Source organism: Streptomyces sp. NPDC032745 (genome assembly GCF_055579465.1).
Genome location: NZ_JBVING010000006.1, coordinates 416,385 through 434,126, shown reverse-complemented (window position 1 = coordinate 434,126; position 17,742 = coordinate 416,385). Strand labels below are relative to the sequence as shown.

Sequence of the window (17,742 nt, the reverse complement as noted above, 5' to 3'; positions counted from 1 at the left end):
TCAGTCAACAGCTGCGGGCCGACCCGCCGGATGATTGGCTGACGGGCATGGCTGTCGAGACGCACACGGCGGCGGGCGCGGCGGACGCCGCGGCGCGCCGGGACCTGGCCGTACGGGCCGCGGTCGAGCAGGGTCTGGTGGGCGGGGCGGATGCCGCGGAGCCGCTCGTCTGCCTGCTGGACGTGACCGGGATCCGATCCTCCGCCGCCGCCCTGACCAGCGCTTTCGCGGCCGTGCTGGCGCCCGGCACCCCCGTCCTGCACGCCTTCGCGGTGAAGGCGTGCCCGCTCGTGCCGGTGCTGCGGCTGCTCGCGGACTGCGGCCTCGGCTGCGAGGTCGCGAGCCCCGGCGAGCTGGCGCTGGCCCGGGCGGCCGGGGTGGCACCGGAGCGGACCGTGCTGGACTCCCCCGCCAAGACCGTGGCCGAGCTGCGCGAGGCGCTGGCGCTCGGGATCGCCGTCAATGCCGACAACCGGCAGGAACTGGAACGCCTGGACGCGCTGGTCGCCGAAGCCCCCACGTCGGCCCCTGTGGGGATCCGGATCAACCCGCAGACGGGCGCCGGCGCGATCGACGCCCTCTCCACGGCCACCGCGACGTCGAAGTTCGGGATCGCGCTGCGGGATCCGGGGGCGCGCGAGTGGCTCGTACGGGCCTTCCTGGACCGGCCGTGGCTCACCCGGCTGCACACCCACTCGGGCTCCCAGGGCGTACCCCTCCCCCTGATCGCGGAAGGGGTCCGCGACCTCCACTCCCTGGCGGAGGAGATCAACGCGGCGGCCGGCCGCCGCCAGGTCGACACCCTCGACATCGGCGGGGGCCTGCCGGTGAACTTCACGTCGGACGCCGAGACCCCCACGTACGCGCAGTACGCGGCAGCCCTCCGGGAGGCCGCCCCGGCCCTCTTCTCCGGCCGCTACGGCCTGGTGACGGAGTTCGGCAGGTCCCTGCTGGCCAAGCACGGGCTGGTGCTCTCCCGGGTCGAGTACACGAAGACCACCGGGGGCCGCCCGATCGCGCTCACGCACGCGGGGGTCCAGCTGGCGACCCGTACGGTCTACGCCCCGGCGGCCTGGCCGCTGCGGATCCTGCCGTACGACGCGAAGGGCACCCCGAAGGCGGGCCCGCCCGTCGCCCAGGACATCGCGGGCCCGGCGTGCTTCGCGGGCGACCTGCTGGCCACGGCCCGGGAACTGCCGGAACTGGCTCCGGGGGACCTGATCGCGGTCCCGGACACGGGCGCGTACTTCTTCACGGCCCACTACGGCTACAACAGCCTCCCGCGCCCAGCGGTCCACGGCTTCACCGTGACGGCACCGGACGAGGTGCACTTCGCCCAAGTGCGCCCGGCGCAGCCCTTGTCCGCGATCGTCACGGAGGCGGGCGGCGCCTTCCGGGACGGACTGCTCTGACCGGCCCCCTCCGGGACCCGTCACCCGAACCGGTGGTCTTGTCCGAATTCCTTCTCATCGCACGGAACCCGCTGCGACGCTTCAGCCATGGCTCAATCCATGCGGTACGTAATCGTCCTCCTGGGAACGGCAGTTGCGTTCGGGCTCTGCTTCGCCTTGGCCCACTGGGACCCCTTCGGCTGGCTGCCGGACAAGGACGGCGGCGGCGTGGAGATCGCCTCGGCCTTCGCCGGCGCCATGGCGACGGCGGCCCCCGGGGCGTGGTGGGCCGCCGGCAGGCGGCGCAAGTCCGTGCGACTGCGCCTGCGCGCCGGGGAGCGCAGCGATGTGATCCAGGAGAGCGGAATCGCGGACCCCGACAAGGTGGACCAGGAGCTCGACGCCGCCCCCGGCTCGGTGGTCCGGCAGACCGGCGGGAGGGCCGCGCCATAGCCCGCAGGAAGCGGTCGCGGCAGCAGCTCACGGCCCATCGGAACAGCCTGGTCACGCAGGTGGCGGGAGACTACGTGGTCCAGGGGGACTACGTGGTCCACCGGACCGGCACCCCGGCCGCGCCGAACGCGCTGCGCGCCCTGCCCCAGGCCCCCGACGTGCTGTCCGGGCGCGAGGACAGCACCGGCGAGCTGCTGAAGGAGCTGGCACCCGGCGGAAGCAGGGCTGCCGTGGTCTCCGGCCTGGCCGGGGTCGGGAAGACCGCGCTGGCCCTGACCGTGGCCCAACAGGCCATGGAGAAGGGCTGGTTCGAGGGCGGGGTCCTGTTCGTCGGGCTGCGCGGCTACGCCCCGGACGGCACGCTCGGCGGCGGCCAGGCGGTCTCCCTGCTCCTGGGCGAGCTGGGGATCCGCGACGAGGACGTCCCGCCGACGCCGGAGGGGCGGCTGGCGCTGTACCGCTCGGAGCTGGCCGCGCGGGCGGCCGAGGGGCGCCGGGTGCTGATCGTGGCCGACGACGCGGGCGAGGTCGGGCAGGTACGGGACCTGGTTCCGGCCGGAGACACGCACCGGCTGCTGGTGACCTCCCGGGACAGCCTGATCTCGCCGGACTTCCAGGCACGGCTCGTGCCCCTCGCCGAACTGTCCGCCACGGCCGCCGCCGAGCTGGTGTCCGGGATGCTGCTGCGGATCCGTCCGGACGATCCGCGGCCGTCGAGGGAGCCGGACGCACTGACGGAGATCACCGGGCACTGCGGGCGACTGCCGCTGGCACTGACCGTCGTGGGAGCGCTGCTGGCGAGCGACCCCGGCCTGCCTCTCACCTCCCTGTCGCACCAGCTTGCCGATGCCCAGAACCGGTTGGAGGCACTGACGTACGACGACGGGCGCGCCGTGCCGACCGGGGTGCGGGCCGCGTTCGAGCTGTCGTACGCCCGGCTGCCGGACGACCAGGCCCGGCTGTTCCGGCTGTTCTCCGTCAACCCCGGGCCGGACTGCCACGTCACCTTCGTGATGGTGCTGTACGGCGAGAGCAGCGCAGAGGCGGTGGCGCTCGCCGGCGCAGAGCACCGCATGCGGGGCCTGTTGGCCCGGCTGGGCGGCACCGGGCTGATCGCGGAACATCCGACGGGCTCGGGTCGCTGGCGCATGCACGACCTGGTGCGGCTCTACGCGGCGGAGCTGGCCCGCCGGCACGCCGAGGAGGACGGGTGGGACGCGGCAGCCGAGCGCCTGATCTGCATGTACGGGGTGATGTTGGTGGGGTCGGACGGCCGCCTCCAGGGCCGGAGCGACGAGGAGTGGTCCGCGCACATCCCCGATGCGGCCACGGCCTTGCGATGGCTCGACGAGGAGCGGGACAACCTCATCGCGCTGGTCCCCTTCGCCGCGTCCCTCGGCAAGTCGGCCGACGTGAACGGATTCTGTGCGTACCTGCAGGCCTACCTCCATCGGCGCAGGCTCTTCCCGGAGGCGGTCGCACTCAACCGGCTGAGCCTCGCGGAGGCGGAGCGCTCCGGTGACGCCGCGGCAAGGGAGACGGCGCTGCGCAACCTCGCGATGGCCGTCGTCAGGGTCGGCGGGTTCGAGGAGGCCGCCGCACTGCAGGAGCGGGTCTCGGCCCCGCACCCCGGGGAAACCCCGCAGGAGAGGGCGGGCCGCCTGCTGAACGAGGCGACCCTCGCGCTGTGCGCCGGCCGGGCGGAACAGGCGGCCGCTGCAGCGCAGGAGAGCCTGCGCCTCTTCCGCGATCTGGGGGACCGGCAGGGCGAAGGGAAGGCGTGGAACAACCTCGGCACCATCCTCCAGGAGCAGGGTCGCTCCGAGGAGGCGGCCGCAGCCCAGGAGAGGGCCGACGCGGTCCTCTCGGAGGCCGGACATCCGCACACGGCGGCCGCGGCGAGGCGCAATCTGGGCCGGGCGCTCAGTGCGGCCGGGCGCCACGAGGAGGCCATCAGGGCCTATGAGGAGGCCGTGGCGATGTTCGTGGAGCTCGTCGAGGTCCACGAGGTGGGCGTGGCTTTCGGCGGGCTCGCCGAGGCTCTGGACCGCGCAGGGCGCGCCCGGGCCGCCGTCGAAGCCCACGGGAAGGCCGTCCAGTGCTTCCGGCATGCGGGCGACCGGCAGGACGAGGCACGGGCGCTGGTCCTGCACGGCCTCGCGCTGGCAGGACGCCGGGACTTCGAGGGCGCCGCGCCGGTGCACGAGCGGGCGAGCACGCTGTACGAGGAACTCGGCGACCGCTCCGGGGCGGGCTGGGCGCAGATGTGCCTGGCCAGTGCGCTCAGCCAGTGCGGCCGGGCCGATGAGGCGCGGGCCGCGCTGCTGCGGTCCGCCTCCGCCTATGCGGAGGCGGGGGACGAGGCGAGGTCCCGGCTGGCCACCCTCATGTTCGAAGGCATCCGTGCCCAGCCGAGCCGCCGGCGCGGCCGCCGCGCAGGCCGCCTCCTGCGCCGCCGGGGCCGCCGCCCCAACGGCCCCGAGGCGGCCGCCGCGCAGGCCGCCTCCTGCGCCGCCGGGGCCGCCGCCCCAACGGCCCCGAGGAGCCGTAGGAAGCGCCCGCGACGCGGGGGCCGTGCCGACCGGGCTTCACGGGCAGCGACTACGAGGAGTCCTTCGTACGGGCCGACGTGGCCATGGACCGGGCCCCCGGCCCCCGGCCCCCGGGAGGTCTCGCCCGCCTACGGCGCGGCCGGACTCACCTCCGTCGCCCCGCTGCCCGGCGGGCCCGCCGGGCCCGGCACGGCGGCCGGGAAGCCGGTGAGGTACTCCAGTGCCTCCGCCGTCTTCCTGGCCCGCCGGGCCCGGCACGCGCTCGCCGGCGGGGATCTCGACGCCTACGAGGCCGTGCGCCGCCCCGTCGCCCTGCACGTGGCGGCCCTGACCGACCGGATGACCCGGATCGCTACCACCCGCAACCCGGTCCTGCGCGCCGTACGCGACACCGCGCTCCCCCTGCTCTCCCGCATCCCCGCCCTGCGCAACCGCCTCGCGACCGAGCCGGCCGAGATCGACCACCGCTGACGGGGAACGGGCGCTACTCCACGAACAGCCCCCGCGCCGCGGCGCGGGCGTCGAAGGCCTCCAGGCGGGCCTGGGCGTCCGGAAGGGCGTCCGCCATCGCCTCCAGCAGGACCCGGCCCAGCAGCATCGGCGCGCACGCAGTGTCGAAGGCCAGTCCCGTCCCGACGGGCGCCGGGATCAGCAGGTCCGAGGAGCGGGCCACCGGGGCGAACGCCGAGTCCGCTACCGTCACCACCTTCAGCCCGGCCGCCCGCGCGTGCTCCAGGGCCTCCGCCACCTCCCGCGGATGCCGCGGCAGCGCGAAGCACAGCAGCGCCGAGGCCCCTGCCCCGGCGGCCGCGTCGATCCGGTCGGCGAGCATCGAGCCGCCCTCGTCGAGGAGCCGTACGTCGGGGTGCACCTTGGCGGCGAAGTACGCGAAGCCGCGCGCCTGCGAGGACGCCGCCCGCAGCCCGAGCACGGGCAGCGGCCTGGACGCGGCGAGCACCCGGCCCGCCTCCTCGACCGGCGCGGGGTCGGCGAGCATCGCCGACAGCTGCCGCAGGTTCTCGATCTCACCCTGGACGGCCTGCTGGTACTCGTTGTACGCGTCCTCCTGCGCGGCCTCGGCGCGCTCGGCGGGAGCCACCTCGCGCAGGTGCCGGCGCAGCGCCGGATACCCGTCGAAGCCGAGCGCCACCGCGAAGCGGGTCACCGAGGGCTGGCTCACCCCGGCCAGCTCTGCGAGCTCCACGCTCGACAGGAACGGCACGTCCGCCGCCCCCCGCACCATGCAGTGGGCGATCCGCCGCTGGGTGGGCGTCAGCCGGTGCCCCTCGAACAGCTTCTGCAGCCGCGCTGCCGGGCTGTCGCTCATCCCGACCCCTCCGTCCCCATGAATATTCAGTCACCGAGCACTCTGCATGCGGTTATGCAGCACGGCAAGCCGCGGACCGCTCCGCGAGACGGCTGAGCGGCCCCGGGATACGGGGGCTACCCCCAGTGCCGGGGCCGGCGCCCGTTCCTACGCTGGGCGCATGGAGTCCCAGGAGCTGAAGAAGGAACTCGACGCGACGTTGGACGCCCGGCGCGAGCTGGGGCCGGACTACGAGGCCGCGCTCGTGGACTCCTTCGTGGAGAAGGTCGACACCCAGGTCCGCCGCCGGCTGGCCGAGGAGCGCCTGGCCGCCGTCCGCGGGGGCCGGGGCAGCGGCGTGCCGTCGCCGCTGGACGGCGGCTTCGGCGAACGCTTCGGCTTCGCGGTCATCACGCTGGTCCTGGCGATCCCGCTGTCGGCCATCGGCGCCACGCAGGCGGGGTTCAAGGGCCTGCTGGTCGCCTGGGCGGGCGTCGTCGGCGTGAACTTCGTCCACGCGACGAAACGCCTCCGCCACCGCTCCTGAAAACGGCCTGAAAAGAGGTGTGCGCGGGGACCGCCGCACCCTCGCGAGCGCGAGGGGCGGGACGACGGCGGTCCCCGCGAAGGACACGGGCCGGGTCAGGGCCGGCCGCGTCCATGGCGTCCACGCGGTCCGGGAGCCGCTCCGGAATCGCGCCAACGCCGTTCGGTGGTGCCGGCCGGGGCGTTTGCGCTCCTGCCGACAACCACCACTGTGCCGGAGCCGTGTTAAGCCGGTGCTGCCGTCACATGACGGGCCCGTACCTTTTGCACGACATGCCGACACGGCGTCATCCCGCCACCGGCAGCGGCTACTTCGCGCCCTTCGCGAGGAACGCCAGCAGGTCCTGACGGCTGACCACACCGGTCGGCTTGCCCTCGACCAGCACGATCGCCGCGTCCGCCTCGCCCAGCACGGACATCAGCTCCGACACCGGCTCGCCCGAACCGACCTGCGGCAGCGGCCGGCTCATGTGCTTCTCGAGCGGGTCCGACAGCGAGGCCTGCTTCGCGAACAGCGCCGCCAGCAGCTCCTTCTCCACGACCGAGCCGATGACCTCGGCGGCCATCACGTCCGGGTGGCCGGCGCCGGGCTTGACGATCGGCATCTGGGAGACGCCGTACTCGCGCAGCACCTCGATGGCCTCGCCCACGGTCTCCTCGGGGTGCATGTGGACCAGGGACGGCATGGCGCCCTCCTTGTCCGCGAGCACGTCGCCGATGCGCGCCGCCGGGCCCGCCTCCTCGAGGAAGCCGTGACCGGCCATCCACTCGTCGCTGAAGATCTTGCTGAGGTAGCCGCGGCCGCTGTCCGGCAGCAGGACGACGACCACGTCGTCCGGGCCGAGCCCCTCGGCGGCCTTCAGCGCCGCGACGACCGCCATGCCGCAGGAGCCGCCGACGAGCAGGCCCTCCTCCTTGGCGAGGCGGCGGGTCATCTGGAAGGAGTCCTTGTCGGACACCGCGATGATCTCGTCCGTCACGTTCGGGTCGTACGCGGTCGGCCAGAAGTCCTCGCCGACGCCCTCGACCAGGTACGGGCGGCCCGAGCCGCCGGAGTAGACCGAGCCCTCGGGGTCGGCGCCGATGACCTTGACCTTCCCGCCGCTGACCTCCTTGAGGTAGTTGCCGGTACCGGAGATCGTGCCGCCCGTGCCGACGCCGGCGACGAAGTGGGTGATCTTCCCGTCCGTCTGCTCCCACAGCTCGGGACCGGTGGTCTCGTAGTGCGAACGGGGGTTGTTCGGGTTGCTGTACTGGTCGGGCTTCCAGGCGCCGGGCTCGCGCGCGAGGCGGTCGGACACGTTGTAGTACGAGTCCGGGTGCTCGGGGTCGACGGCGGTCGGGCAGACCACGACCTCCGCGCCGTACGCGCGCATCACGTTGATCTTGTCCATGGACACCTTGTCAGGGCAGACGAAGATGCACTTGTAGCCCTTCTGCTGGGCCACGATGGCGAGTCCTACGCCGGTGTTGCCGCTGGTCGGCTCCACGATGGTGCCGCCGGGCTTGAGGGCACCGCTCTGCTCGGCGGCCTCGATCATCCGGACGGCGATCCGGTCCTTCACGGATCCGCCGGGATTGAAGTACTCGACCTTGGCAAGGACGGTGGCCTGCAGGCCTTCGGTCACACGGTTGAGCTTCACCAGCGGGGTGTTGCCGACGAGGCTGATCATCGAGTCGTGGAATTGCACCATGTTCTCCAGGGAGGGGACTCCACGGGTTCTCCGGGAGGTCCGGCCAGACTATGCGGAAAGGGATTGGCCGACCGGCAGTACGGGGCAGGTAGGTCATCGAGGCCAGGCAGCAAAGCGAGGTGGCTCGAGAGGTGTCCAGGGCGAGGACGGCCCGCCGGATCGCGGCGGGCGCGGCGTACGGCGGCGGCGGGCTCGGGCTGGTCGGAGCCGCCGCCGTGGGGCTGGTGCTGGCGGAGGTCCAGTTCGCCAAGCGGACCGTGGGCACCGGGCTGGGCGATCCGCCGCGGGCGGACGGGCTGTACGGGAGCGAGTTCGCCAGACCGGAAGCGGGCCCCGGGCTGGAACCGGGCACCGTCCCGCTGCGGCTCGCCATGCTGGGCGACTCCACGGCCGCCGGGCTCGGCGTGCGCCGGGCCAGACAGACCCCGGCCGCGCTGCTGGCCTCGGGGCTGGCGGCGGTGGCCGAGCGCCCGGTGGAGCTGCGCAACGTGGCCGTCTCCGGGGCCATGTCCGACGACCTCGACCGCCAGGCGGGCCTGCTCCTGGACGGCGAGCTGCCGCCGCCGGACGTGTGCGTGATCATGATCGGGGCGAACGACGTGACGCGGCGCATGCCGCCGACGCAGTCGGTGCGCCACCTCACCTCGGCCGTACGCCGGCTGCGGCTCGCGGGCACCGAGGTGGTGGTCGGCACCTGCCCCGACCTGGGCACCATCGAGCCGGTGTACCAGCCGCTGCGGTGGCTGGCCCGCCGGGTCTCGCGCCAGCTGGCTGCCGCGCAGACCATAGGGGTCGTCGCCCTGGGGGCCCGTACGGTCTCGATGGGGGACCTGCTGGGCCCGGAATTCGCGGCGAACCCCCGCGAGATGTTCGGCCCGGACTCGTACCACCCGTCGGCGGAGGGGTACGCGACCGCCGCCATGGCCGTCCTCCCCACGCTGTGCGCGGCGCTCTCCCTGTGGCCGGAGTCGGACCGGCTGGAGGTGGCGCGGAACGAGGACATGCTTCCGGTGGCCAAGGCCGCGTCTGCCGCTGCCGGGCAGGCGGGCACCGAGGTCACGGCTGCCCGCGGGCCCTGGGCCCTCCTCAAGCACCGTCGGCGCCGCCGGGTCCCGGCAGAGGACGTGTCCGCACCGCCGCCCAGCCCGGACCCCGTCCCGGGCACCCAGGTGGCAGGCACCTAGGTCGTGTCGTCAAAGTCCCTCCCCCAGCTACCGCTGGGAGGTGCCCCCAGGCCGGCGGGGGCTGGCACGCACGCTCGCCGCGTTGTCGTCGGTCAACGACGTCCCCCAGCTACCGCTGGGAGGTGCCCCCACCGCGTCGCTTCCCTCCTCCGCCTTGCGAGCGCACGCACCAGACCCCGCCAGCCCCGCCCTTCCGGGCGGCCGACGCCACTTTGACGACACTCTCTAGCCCGGGAGCGGGGCGGAACAGGGCGGCTGCGGGGCGCGTTGGACCTGCGGAGCGACCGGCATCACATGCCGAAGCCGGTGACCTCGACCGTACGGGGCGGTAACTTCGCATGCGGTCCCGCAACCACGCATCCCCCTTGGAGCCCCGATGCCCGAAGCAGTCATCGTTTCCACCGCCCGCTCCCCCATCGGGCGCGCCTTCAAGGGGTCCCTCAAGGACGTGCGTCCGGACGACCTGACCGCCACGATCATCCAGGCCGCGCTCGCCAAGATCCCCGAGCTGGACCCGCGCCAGATCGACGACCTGATGCTCGGCTGCGGCCTCCCCGGCGGCGAGCAGGGCCACAACCTCGGCCGGATCGTCGCGGTGCAGATGGGCATGGACTACCTGCCCGGCACCACGATCACCCGCTACTGTTCCTCCTCGCTCCAGACCTCCCGCATGGCGCTGCACGCCATCAAGGCCGGCGAGGGCGACGTCTTCATCTCCGCGGGCGTCGAGATGGTCTCCCGCTCCGTGAAGGGCTCCTCGGACGGCCTGCCGGACACCCACAACCCGCTCTTCGTCGACGCGGAGGGCCGTACCGCCGCCGTCTCCCAGAGCGAGGGCGCGTCCTGGCACGACCCGCGCGAGGACGGCCTGATCCCGGACGCGTACATCTCGATGGGCCAGACCGCCGAGAACCTGGCCCGCCTCAAGGGCGTGACCCGCCAGGACATGGACGAGTTCGGCGTCCGCTCGCAGAACCTCGCCGAGGCCGCGATCAAGAACGGCTTCTGGGAGCGGGAGATCACCCCGGTCACCACCCCGGACGGCACCGTCGTCTCCACGGACGACGGCCCGCGCGCCGGCGTCACCCTGGAGGGCGTCCAGGGCCTCAAGCCCGTCTTCCGCCCCGACGGCCTGGTCACCGCCGGCAACTGCTGCCCGCTCAACGACGGCGCCGCCGCGCTGGTCATCATGAGCGACACCAAGGCGCGCGAGCTCGGCCTGACCCCGCTGGCCCGGATCGTCTCCACCGGCGTCACCGGCCTGTCCCCCGAGATCATGGGCCTCGGCCCGGTCGAGGCGTCGAAGCAGGCCCTGAAGCGCGCCGGTCTGACCGTCGGCGACATCGACCTGTTCGAGATCAACGAGGCCTTCGCGGCCCAGGTCATCCCCTCCTACCGGGACCTGGAGATCCCGCTGGAGAAGCTGAACGTCAACGGTGGGGCCATCGCCGTCGGTCACCCGTTCGGGATGACCGGTGCCCGCATCACCGGCACTCTGATCAACAGCCTGCAGTTCCACGACAAGCAGTTCGGCCTCGAGACCATGTGCGTGGGCGGCGGACAGGGCATGGCCATGGTCATCGAGCGCCTGAGCTGAGCCGGAGCGGAGGGTAGGGGTCGCCGCGAAGAATGAGCGGCGGCACCTGCCCGCAGCGGTGGCGAAGATCAGCGCGACCACAAGAGGCGAGCGCCTGAGCTGAGCCGGAGCGACCGTCCGTCCAGACGCCGCAAGGGATCCGCTTGATCCCTTGCGGCGTACTGACACCGAATCCAATCCCGTCGCGGCCGACCTGTGACCGAATCTCCCCCAGGATGTGACCTTTGTCCTGGGGGTTTGGCATTTCCCCAGGTCAGGGCACATTCGCAAGCTTCCGGTGTGACCAAAGCCCTGTCCAATTCGTGACGTAATGCACTGCACGCCATTCCCAGGTCGGGACACTCTGATGTAGGAAGTCGGGGGATCGAATCAATCAGGAGTTAGTCAGTGAGCGCCATGTCTCTTGCCCTGCTGCTGACCACGGCCGCCGCCGCGGCCGTGGGCGCTGCTGCGCTGCACGCTGTACACGGCCTGCGCAAGCAGGTGGCGGCCCTCCGCGGTGAGCTGGCTCCGCCGGCCCACGTCCGCGGCGGTACGACCGTCCCGCACGCCCGCAGTGCCGTGCATTCCCCCGCCGCCGAGATACGAGCCGCCGTGGCCGAGGCCCTGGCCGAGGAGCGCGAGCGCGAGCTCGCCGAGGCGCGGGCCTTCTGGGCCGCGCAGGAGGCCCGTGACGCCGCCGACGCCCCCTCCCTGCTGGGCGGGCTGCCCGGGCTCGGTGAGGACGGCCCGGCCGTCTTCCTGCCCCGCCAGGCGGACCTGGTGGGTCTGGAGCCGGTGCTCGGCGACGAGGCGGCCGACGACTACCCCGAGGATTCCGCCGAGCTGGCCGCCGCGCGCCGGCGCCACCCCTCGCACCCCGACTTCGTACCGGTCCAGGCCTCGGCCCCCGGCGCCGACCACGAGCGCACGGTCAGCCGCCTGGAGGAGCTCGCGGAGGCCCGTACGGCCCTCGCCGACGTCCGCCCCGGCCCGCTGGGCACGCTCGACGTGTACGTCTTCACCGACGGGACCACGCTGTGCATGACCCCGGGCCACCGCGAGACGGCGGAGCGCCTCGCCGAGGCCCTGCGCTCGGGCACCGCGCCGGTCCTGCTGGGCGGCTCGGGCATCTCGGGCGCCTATGCGCTGACGTTCTCCTGCGGTGACTCCCAGGACCCGGACAACAACGTCTACATCCTCGCGGACCGCGTCATCGCGTCGCTCTGACCTCCGCCTGTTCCACCAGCCGCACGGCCTCGTCCAGCACCTCGGACGAGGCCTTCGCGCTTTCCGCGGACTCTTCGGCAGCGGCCGCGCGCAGCGCCTCGGCGAGGTCCAGCCCGGCCACCGCGACCTGGTCCCCGACCACGAAGACCCCCGCGTCGGGCATGTTCCGCGCCGGAGCCGCCCCCTCGGCCTGCTCCGGCGCCTCCAGCGCCTGGGCCCGTACGGAGAGCTCCCGGGCCAGCTCCAGCGCCTCGGCGGCGGCCCCCTGCCGGAGACGGCTCTGCGGCATGGCCCGCAGCCGGTCGGCGAAACGTTCCACGGCGGCGGTCAGAGGCGAAGTATCAAGCACCCGGCCGACCTTACGCGCCGCCGCGGCACCATTGCCAACGGGCGAACTCTCCGGCACGGTGGCGTGAAGAGAACAGCACAGCACGGCGATACCTCCGGAGGCGCCCATGTCCGTAGAGTTCTCCGAGCAGACCCACCGGAACATGATCGACAGAATCCCCCAGACCACCGGTCGTGAACTCTCCGACTGGCTCCGCACCGTGGACGACGGCCCCTCCCTCGTCCGGTTCGAGGAGAAGGTCAGCTGGCTGCGCGGCGCGCACGAGCTCTCGTACGGCCAGGCCAAGGCGATCATCCACGAGTACGACCTGCGCAGGGCGGCCCGCAAGTTCGGCTGAGCCCTCCCCGTCCAGTTCCCCTCGACCCCTCGATCCCCCGATCCCTCGATACCGGGACCTCGTTCCCGACCCCTGTCCCTGCCCCCGACCCCGTACCCCTCCGAAACGCGGGAAGGCCCCGCGAGCGGTGAGCTCGCGGGGCCTTCCCCCTGCCGGTGACGGGCACAGGTGCCCGGTACGACTAGTCGTCGCCGGAGAGGATCTGGAACAGGCGCAGCAGCTCCAGGTAGATCCACACCAGGGTCAGCGTGAGGCCGAAGGCCGCCAGCCAGGCCTCGTCGCGCGGCGCGCCGTACGCGATGCCGTCCTCGACCTGCTTGAAGTCCAGGGCGAGGAAGCAGGCGCCGAGGACGACGCCGATGATGCCGAACAGGATGCCGAGGCCGCCGCTGCGGAAGCCGAGGCCGTCGCCGCCCGCGAAGACCGAGAACAGCAGGTTCGCGACCATGAGCAGCATGAAGCCCATGGCGGCCGCCATCACGAAGCCGTAGAAGCGGCGGGTGACGCGGATCCAGCGCATCTTGTACGCGAAGAGCACGGAGGCGAACACGCACATCGTGCCGAGCACGGCCTGGATGACCACGCCGGCACCGAGCGCGGCGCTGGTGGCCGAGCTGATGACGCCGAGGAAGAAGCCCTCGAAGGCCGCGTAGCCCAGGATGATCGCCGGGGAGGCCTTGCGCTTGAAGCTCTGGACGAGGCCGAGGACCATCGCGACGAGAGCGGCGCCGATGGCGATGCCGTACGACTTGTTGACGTTCGCCGGGTCGACCGGCATGGCGATCCACGCGATCGTCGCCGTGAGGATGACCGTACCGAGCGTCATGGCCGTACGGCTCACGACGTCGTCCATCGTCATGACGCCGGCGCGCGCGGGCGCCTGCGGCATGCCGGTGGCCACGTCGGTGGCGTAAGGATTCGTCGCGTACGGGTTGGTCCCGGCCTGCTGGTGCTGCGCGTCAAAGCCCGCGTAGCCCCCGCTGTCGCGGCTGAACCCCCGTCGCGAGAAGACCGGGTTGCTGCTCCTCATCTCACTCCTCCATGGCCACCGTGCGCAGCCTTGCAACAAGAGTAATGCGCTCGCAAAGAAAGCACCCTACTGCTGGAGGAGGATCTTAGGAGAAGGCACGGCGAAGCGCCGGAGATATTCAGGAGGGTGCGGGAGTGCCCGGAGCCGGACTTGAACCGGCACGGCCTAAGGCCAGCGAGGTTTAAGCTCGCCGTGTCTGCATTCCACCATCCGGGCAGGGCGTAGCGGCTCCCGTAAAAAGCACTGAACGCTGCGCCGAGCCTATCCGGAACGCCCAGGTCGCCAGCGGCGTCTCTATCCGATGTTGTCTGATTTTATTGGCGCTTGAGAGGCCGTCAGACACGAGAACACGCGGTGGGCCCGTTACGGGCGGCGATCACCCCCGAATCGGGAATGACGGGATTTCGATGGCTCGCGCCACCCTGCCCGCCACCCTTCACGCCACCCCGGGCCACCCCGGGCCACCCCGGGCCCGCCGCCCCGCCCCGAGCACCGCCGGGCACCCGGTCCGCCCCCGAGGACCACCCGGCCGGCTGTCATACCAGAGGAGGAGGCGGGCCGCCCCGCGATCAGACTCCAGTGGGCCAGGGAACGGGCACCTCGGCTGATCCCCGGCGCGACGGGCGCGGCGACGATGGAAGAGTCCCGCCGATCAGCAGACCGCACGCCGGTCCGCAGCCCGAGGAGTCGCTTCCGTGACCACCATGAACTACGCCCCCCACACCACCCAGGCCGTGGCCGCCCGGGCCACCGGCCTCTCCAAGGTGTACGGCCAGGGCGAGACCCAGGTGGTCGCCCTCGACAACGTCTCCGTGGACTTCGGGCAGGGCCAGTTCACCGCGATCATGGGGCCCTCGGGCTCCGGCAAGTCCACGCTGATGCACTGCGTCGCCGGCCTGGACACCTTCTCCGCCGGCTCCGTCCGCATCGGCGAAACCGAGCTCGGCACCCTCAAGGACAAGCAGCTGACCCAGCTGCGCCGGGACAAGATCGGCTTCATCTTCCAGGCGTTCAACCTGCTGCCGACCCTGACGGCGCTGGAGAACATCACCCTGCCGATGGACATCGCGGGCCGCAAGCCCGACAAGCAGTGGCTGGACAACGTGATCAGCATGGTCGGCCTCTCCGACCGGCTCGGCCACCGCCCCACCCAGCTCTCCGGCGGCCAGCAGCAGCGCGTGGCCGTGGCCCGCGCCCTCGCCTCCCGCCCCGAGATCATCTTCGGTGACGAGCCCACCGGAAACCTGGACTCCCGCTCCGGCGCCGAGGTCCTCGGCTTCCTGCGCAACTCCGTCCGCGAGCTCGGCCAGACCGTCGTCATGGTCACCCACGACCCGGTGGCCGCCTCCTACGCGGACCGCGTCATCTTCCTCGCCGACGGCCGCATCGTCGACGAGATGCTCAGCCCCACCGCCGACGGGGTGCTCGACCGCATGAAGGCCTTCGACGCCAAGGGCCGCACCAGCTGAGGGACTGCCCCTCCGCCAGTCCCCCTCTGCTGACCCCCGACATCCTGGACTCCTCCACCATGTTCCGTACCGCCCTGCGCAACGTCCTTGCGCACAAGGCCAGGCTGCTGATGACGCTGCTCGCCGTCGTCCTCGGCGTCGCCTTCGTCTCCGGCACCCTCGTCTTCACCGACACCCTCAAGAAGTCCCTCTCCAACCAGTCCGCCAAGAGCTACGAGGGAGTGGCCGTCTCCGTCACCTCGTACGGCCAGGGCCGCAACCAAGCAGGCGAGAAGGAGGGCGAGCCCGGCCTCAGCCAGCAGACCCTCGACAAGGTCAAGGCGCTCCCGGGCGTCGGCTCCGTCTCGGGGCGCGTCGCCGGCTTCGCCGGCGTCGGCGACGAGAACGGCAAGCTGATCGGCTCCGGCTGGTCCAACCAGGGCGCCAACTACACGCCCGTCAAGGACGGCAAGGACCCGCGCTACGCCTTCACCCAGGGCGCCGGCCCGGCCAAGGCCGACGAGATCGCGCTCGACAGGGCAACCGCGGACAAGGGCAAGTACAAGGTCGGCGACAAGGTCCGCGTCGCCACCAACGGCCCGGTCAAGGAGTACTCCCTCGCCGGTGTCTTCACCACCGAGGACGGTGCCGTCCAGGCCGGCGGCAGCCTGGTGCTCTTCGACACCAAGGTCGCCCAGGAGCTCTACCTCAAGCCCGGCTACTTCCAGGAGATGTCGGTCGGCGCCAAGAACGGCACCTCCGCCGACAAGCTGCTGGCCGATATCAAGCCGCTGGTCGACAGCAAGAACACCAAGGCGCAGACGGGTGCGGCGCTCGCCAAGGAGCAGGCCAAGGAGATCGAGAAGGGCCTGGGCCAGATGGGCACCATGCTGCTCGTCTTCGCCGGCATCTCGCTCTTCGTCGGCATCTTCCTGATCTACAACACCTTCACCATGCTGGTCACCCAGCGCACCAAGGAGCTGGCCCTGCTGCGCGCCGTCGGCGCCAGCCGCGGCCAGGTCATGCGCTCCGTGCTCGCCGAGGCCCTGGTCGTCGGCGCCGTGTCGGCCGCCGTCGGCCTGATCAGCGGTGTCGGCCTGGCGGTCGGCATGCGCTCCCTGATCGGCTCCTTCGGCGCCAAGCTCCCGGGCGGTGACCTCGTGATCGCCCCGGGCACCGTCATCGCGGCCCTGGTCATCGGCATCCTGGTCACGACGATCGCCGCGGTGCTGCCGGCCTGGCGCACCGGCCGGATCGCGCCGGTCGCCGCCATGGGCAGCGCCCACCTGCCGGCCACCGCGAAGTCCCTGGTCCTGCGCAACGTCCTCGGTTCCGTCATCAGCGTCCTCGGCGTCGGCCTGGTCATGCTCGGCGTGTCCACGGGCGGCGACAACGGCCGTATGACCATCGGCGCGGGCGCCTTCTTCATGCTCATCGGCATGATCGTGCTGCTGCCGCTGCTCTCCAAGCCGGTCATCGGGGCCGTCCGCCCGCTGCTGCAGAAGGTGTTCGGGATCCCCGGCAAGCTGGCCTCCCAGAATGCCGTCCGCAACCCGCGCCGCACCGCCGTCACCGCCGCGTCCCTGGCTATCGGCCTGACCCTGGTCACCACCCTGTCGGTGCTCGGCATCACCGTGGGCAAGGTCGTCGACCGCATGAGCACCGAAAAGCTCAAGGCGGACTACAAGGTCTCCATGGCCGACGACATGGGCAGCCTCGACAAGTCGGTGGCCGAGACCCTGGCCAAGGCCCCCGGCATCAAGGCCGTCTCCCCGCAGGCAGGTGGCTTCTTCAAGGTCGGCGAGGACTTCCGGTCGGCCTCCGGTGTCAACCCGGCCGCCATCGGCCAGCTGCTGAACATCGAGACCGTCAGCGGCTCGGTGGACTCCCTCGGCAAGGGCGAGATCCTGGTCGCCGAGAAGACCGCGAAGAAGCAGAACCTCACCGTCGGCTCCACGCTCAAGGTGAAGTACGACGACGGCCAGGAGGGCACCCTCAAGGTCGGCGCGGTCTACAAGGACATGGAGGGCCTGCTCTCCCCGTACGTCATCGACAACAAGATCCTCAGTGAGCACAGCGAGGAACAGTACGTCCGCGAGGTGTACGTCAACGTCGACGGCGGGGCGTCCAAGGCCGGCCAGCAGAAGGTCGTCGACGCCCTGGGCAAGAACCCGGCCATCACCGTCGCCACCCAGCAGGACATGCGCAACGAGATGGGCGGCATGATCAACACCATGCTGAACGTCATGTACGGCCTGCTCGGCATGGCGCTGATCATCTCGGTGCTCGGTGTGGTCAACACCCTGGCGATGTCCGTCTTCGAGCGGACCCAGGAGATCGGCATGCTGCGGGCGATCGGCCTCGACCGGGGCCGGGTCAAGAACATGATCCGCCTGGAGGCCGTCGTGATCTCGCTCTTCGGAGCGACCCTGGGCGTCGGCATCGGCATCTTCCTCGCCTGGGCGGTCGGCACCACGATGGCGAAGGCCATGCCGAACTACGAACTGGTCCTCCCGTGGGACCGGATCGGCATCTTCCTCCTGCTGGCCGCCGTGGTGGGCGTCCTGGCCGCCATGTGGCCCGCCCGCAGCGCCGCCCGGCTGAACATGCTGACGGCCATCAAGACGGAGTAACCAAAGCGAGGGC

14 protein-coding genes and 1 tRNA gene are annotated in these 17,742 nt (G+C 72.0%); 10 read left to right on the top strand and 5 right to left on the bottom strand.

Going from position 1 to position 17,742, the window contains the following annotated elements:
- Nucleotides 1–47: 47 nt before the first annotated feature.
- The 3 genes from ACZ5WG_RS19005 to ACZ5WG_RS18995 all read left to right on the top strand — a co-directional run bounded on the left by ACZ5WG_RS19005 (nt 48) and on the right by ACZ5WG_RS18995 (nt 4,867).
- Nucleotides 48–1,412 carry a type III PLP-dependent enzyme domain-containing protein gene (locus ACZ5WG_RS19005; RefSeq protein ID WP_468724471.1) on the top strand — a complete coding sequence of 455 codons (1,365 nt, stop codon included), beginning with the start codon at nt 48–50 and terminating at the stop codon, nt 1,410–1,412.
- 87 nt (nt 1,413–1,499) lie between these two features.
- On the top strand, nt 1,500–1,844 hold the full coding sequence (locus tag ACZ5WG_RS19000; protein WP_468724469.1) for a hypothetical protein: 345 nt from the start codon (nt 1,500–1,502) through the stop codon (nt 1,842–1,844).
- Nucleotides 1,845–1,903: 59 nt separating this feature from the next.
- Entirely contained in the window at nt 1,904–4,867 is a 2,964-nt protein-coding gene (locus ACZ5WG_RS18995; protein ID WP_468724468.1) for a tetratricopeptide repeat protein, read from the top strand.
- 13 nt (nt 4,868–4,880) lie between these two features.
- On the opposite strand, the gene ACZ5WG_RS18990 is transcribed toward ACZ5WG_RS18995, so the two are convergent.
- Nucleotides 4,881–5,723, bottom strand: a complete 843-nt coding sequence (locus ACZ5WG_RS18990) for a MurR/RpiR family transcriptional regulator (RefSeq protein WP_468724467.1) — start codon at nt 5,721–5,723, stop codon at nt 4,881–4,883.
- Between the two features lie 160 nt (nt 5,724–5,883).
- Between ACZ5WG_RS18990 and ACZ5WG_RS18985 the strand changes: the two genes are divergently transcribed.
- Complete coding sequence (locus tag ACZ5WG_RS18985) at nt 5,884–6,249, top strand: hypothetical protein (RefSeq protein ID WP_468724465.1); 366 nt, start codon at nt 5,884–5,886, stop codon at nt 6,247–6,249.
- Nucleotides 6,250–6,556: 307 nt separating this feature from the next.
- On the opposite strand, the gene ACZ5WG_RS18980 is transcribed toward ACZ5WG_RS18985, so the two are convergent.
- Complete coding sequence (locus ACZ5WG_RS18980) at nt 6,557–7,939, bottom strand: cystathionine beta-synthase (protein ID WP_266672989.1); 1,383 nt, start codon at nt 7,937–7,939, stop codon at nt 6,557–6,559.
- Between the two features lie 134 nt (nt 7,940–8,073).
- Between ACZ5WG_RS18980 and ACZ5WG_RS18975 the strand changes: the two genes are divergently transcribed.
- From ACZ5WG_RS18975 to ACZ5WG_RS18965, 3 genes are all read left to right on the top strand, one after another.
- Complete coding sequence (locus ACZ5WG_RS18975; protein ID WP_468724464.1) at nt 8,074–9,126, top strand: SGNH/GDSL hydrolase family protein; 1,053 nt, start codon at nt 8,074–8,076, stop codon at nt 9,124–9,126.
- Nucleotides 9,127–9,502: 376 nt separating this feature from the next.
- The gene (locus ACZ5WG_RS18970; RefSeq protein WP_468724462.1) at nt 9,503–10,723 is read left to right on the top strand and encodes an acetyl-CoA C-acetyltransferase; all 1,221 of its coding nucleotides are present in this window, start codon (nt 9,503–9,505) and stop codon (nt 10,721–10,723) included.
- A 396-nt stretch (nt 10,724–11,119) separates the two neighbouring features.
- The gene (locus ACZ5WG_RS18965) at nt 11,120–11,932 is read left to right on the top strand and encodes a hypothetical protein (RefSeq protein ID WP_468724558.1); all 813 of its coding nucleotides are present in this window, start codon (nt 11,120–11,122) and stop codon (nt 11,930–11,932) included.
- Here ACZ5WG_RS18965 and ACZ5WG_RS18960 read toward each other — a convergent pair.
- The gene (locus tag ACZ5WG_RS18960; protein WP_468724461.1) at nt 11,916–12,281 is read right to left on the bottom strand and encodes a hypothetical protein; all 366 of its coding nucleotides are present in this window, start codon (nt 12,279–12,281) and stop codon (nt 11,916–11,918) included. The two genes, ACZ5WG_RS18965 and ACZ5WG_RS18960, sit on opposite strands and share 17 nt — an antisense overlap.
- Nucleotides 12,282–12,387: 106 nt before the next feature.
- Here ACZ5WG_RS18960 and ACZ5WG_RS18955 point away from each other — a divergent pair, with 106 nt between their 5' ends.
- Nucleotides 12,388–12,618 (top strand): DUF4287 domain-containing protein, encoded by a 231-nt coding sequence (locus tag ACZ5WG_RS18955; protein ID WP_112452766.1) that lies wholly within the window; start codon nt 12,388–12,390, stop codon nt 12,616–12,618.
- A 181-nt stretch (nt 12,619–12,799) separates the two neighbouring features.
- Here the strand turns inward: ACZ5WG_RS18955 and ACZ5WG_RS18950 are convergent, their stop codons facing one another.
- Together ACZ5WG_RS18950 and ACZ5WG_RS18945 are read right to left on the bottom strand one after the other, a co-directional pair.
- Entirely contained in the window at nt 12,800–13,648 is an 849-nt protein-coding gene (locus ACZ5WG_RS18950) for a Bax inhibitor-1/YccA family protein (protein ID WP_468724459.1), read from the bottom strand.
- 135 nt (nt 13,649–13,783) lie between these two features.
- A tRNA-Leu gene (locus ACZ5WG_RS18945) sits at nt 13,784–13,864 on the bottom strand.
- A 488-nt stretch (nt 13,865–14,352) separates the two neighbouring features.
- On the opposite strand from ACZ5WG_RS18945, the gene ACZ5WG_RS18940 reads away from it, so the two are divergent.
- Both ACZ5WG_RS18940 and ACZ5WG_RS18935 read left to right on the top strand, forming a co-directional pair.
- The gene (locus tag ACZ5WG_RS18940) at nt 14,353–15,117 is read left to right on the top strand and encodes an ABC transporter ATP-binding protein (RefSeq protein WP_468724556.1); all 765 of its coding nucleotides are present in this window, start codon (nt 14,353–14,355) and stop codon (nt 15,115–15,117) included.
- A 59-nt stretch (nt 15,118–15,176) separates the two neighbouring features.
- Nucleotides 15,177–17,729 carry an ABC transporter permease gene (locus ACZ5WG_RS18935; RefSeq protein WP_468724458.1) on the top strand — a complete coding sequence of 851 codons (2,553 nt, stop codon included), beginning with the start codon at nt 15,177–15,179 and terminating at the stop codon, nt 17,727–17,729.
- The last annotated feature ends 13 nt before the right edge of the window (nt 17,730–17,742 follow it).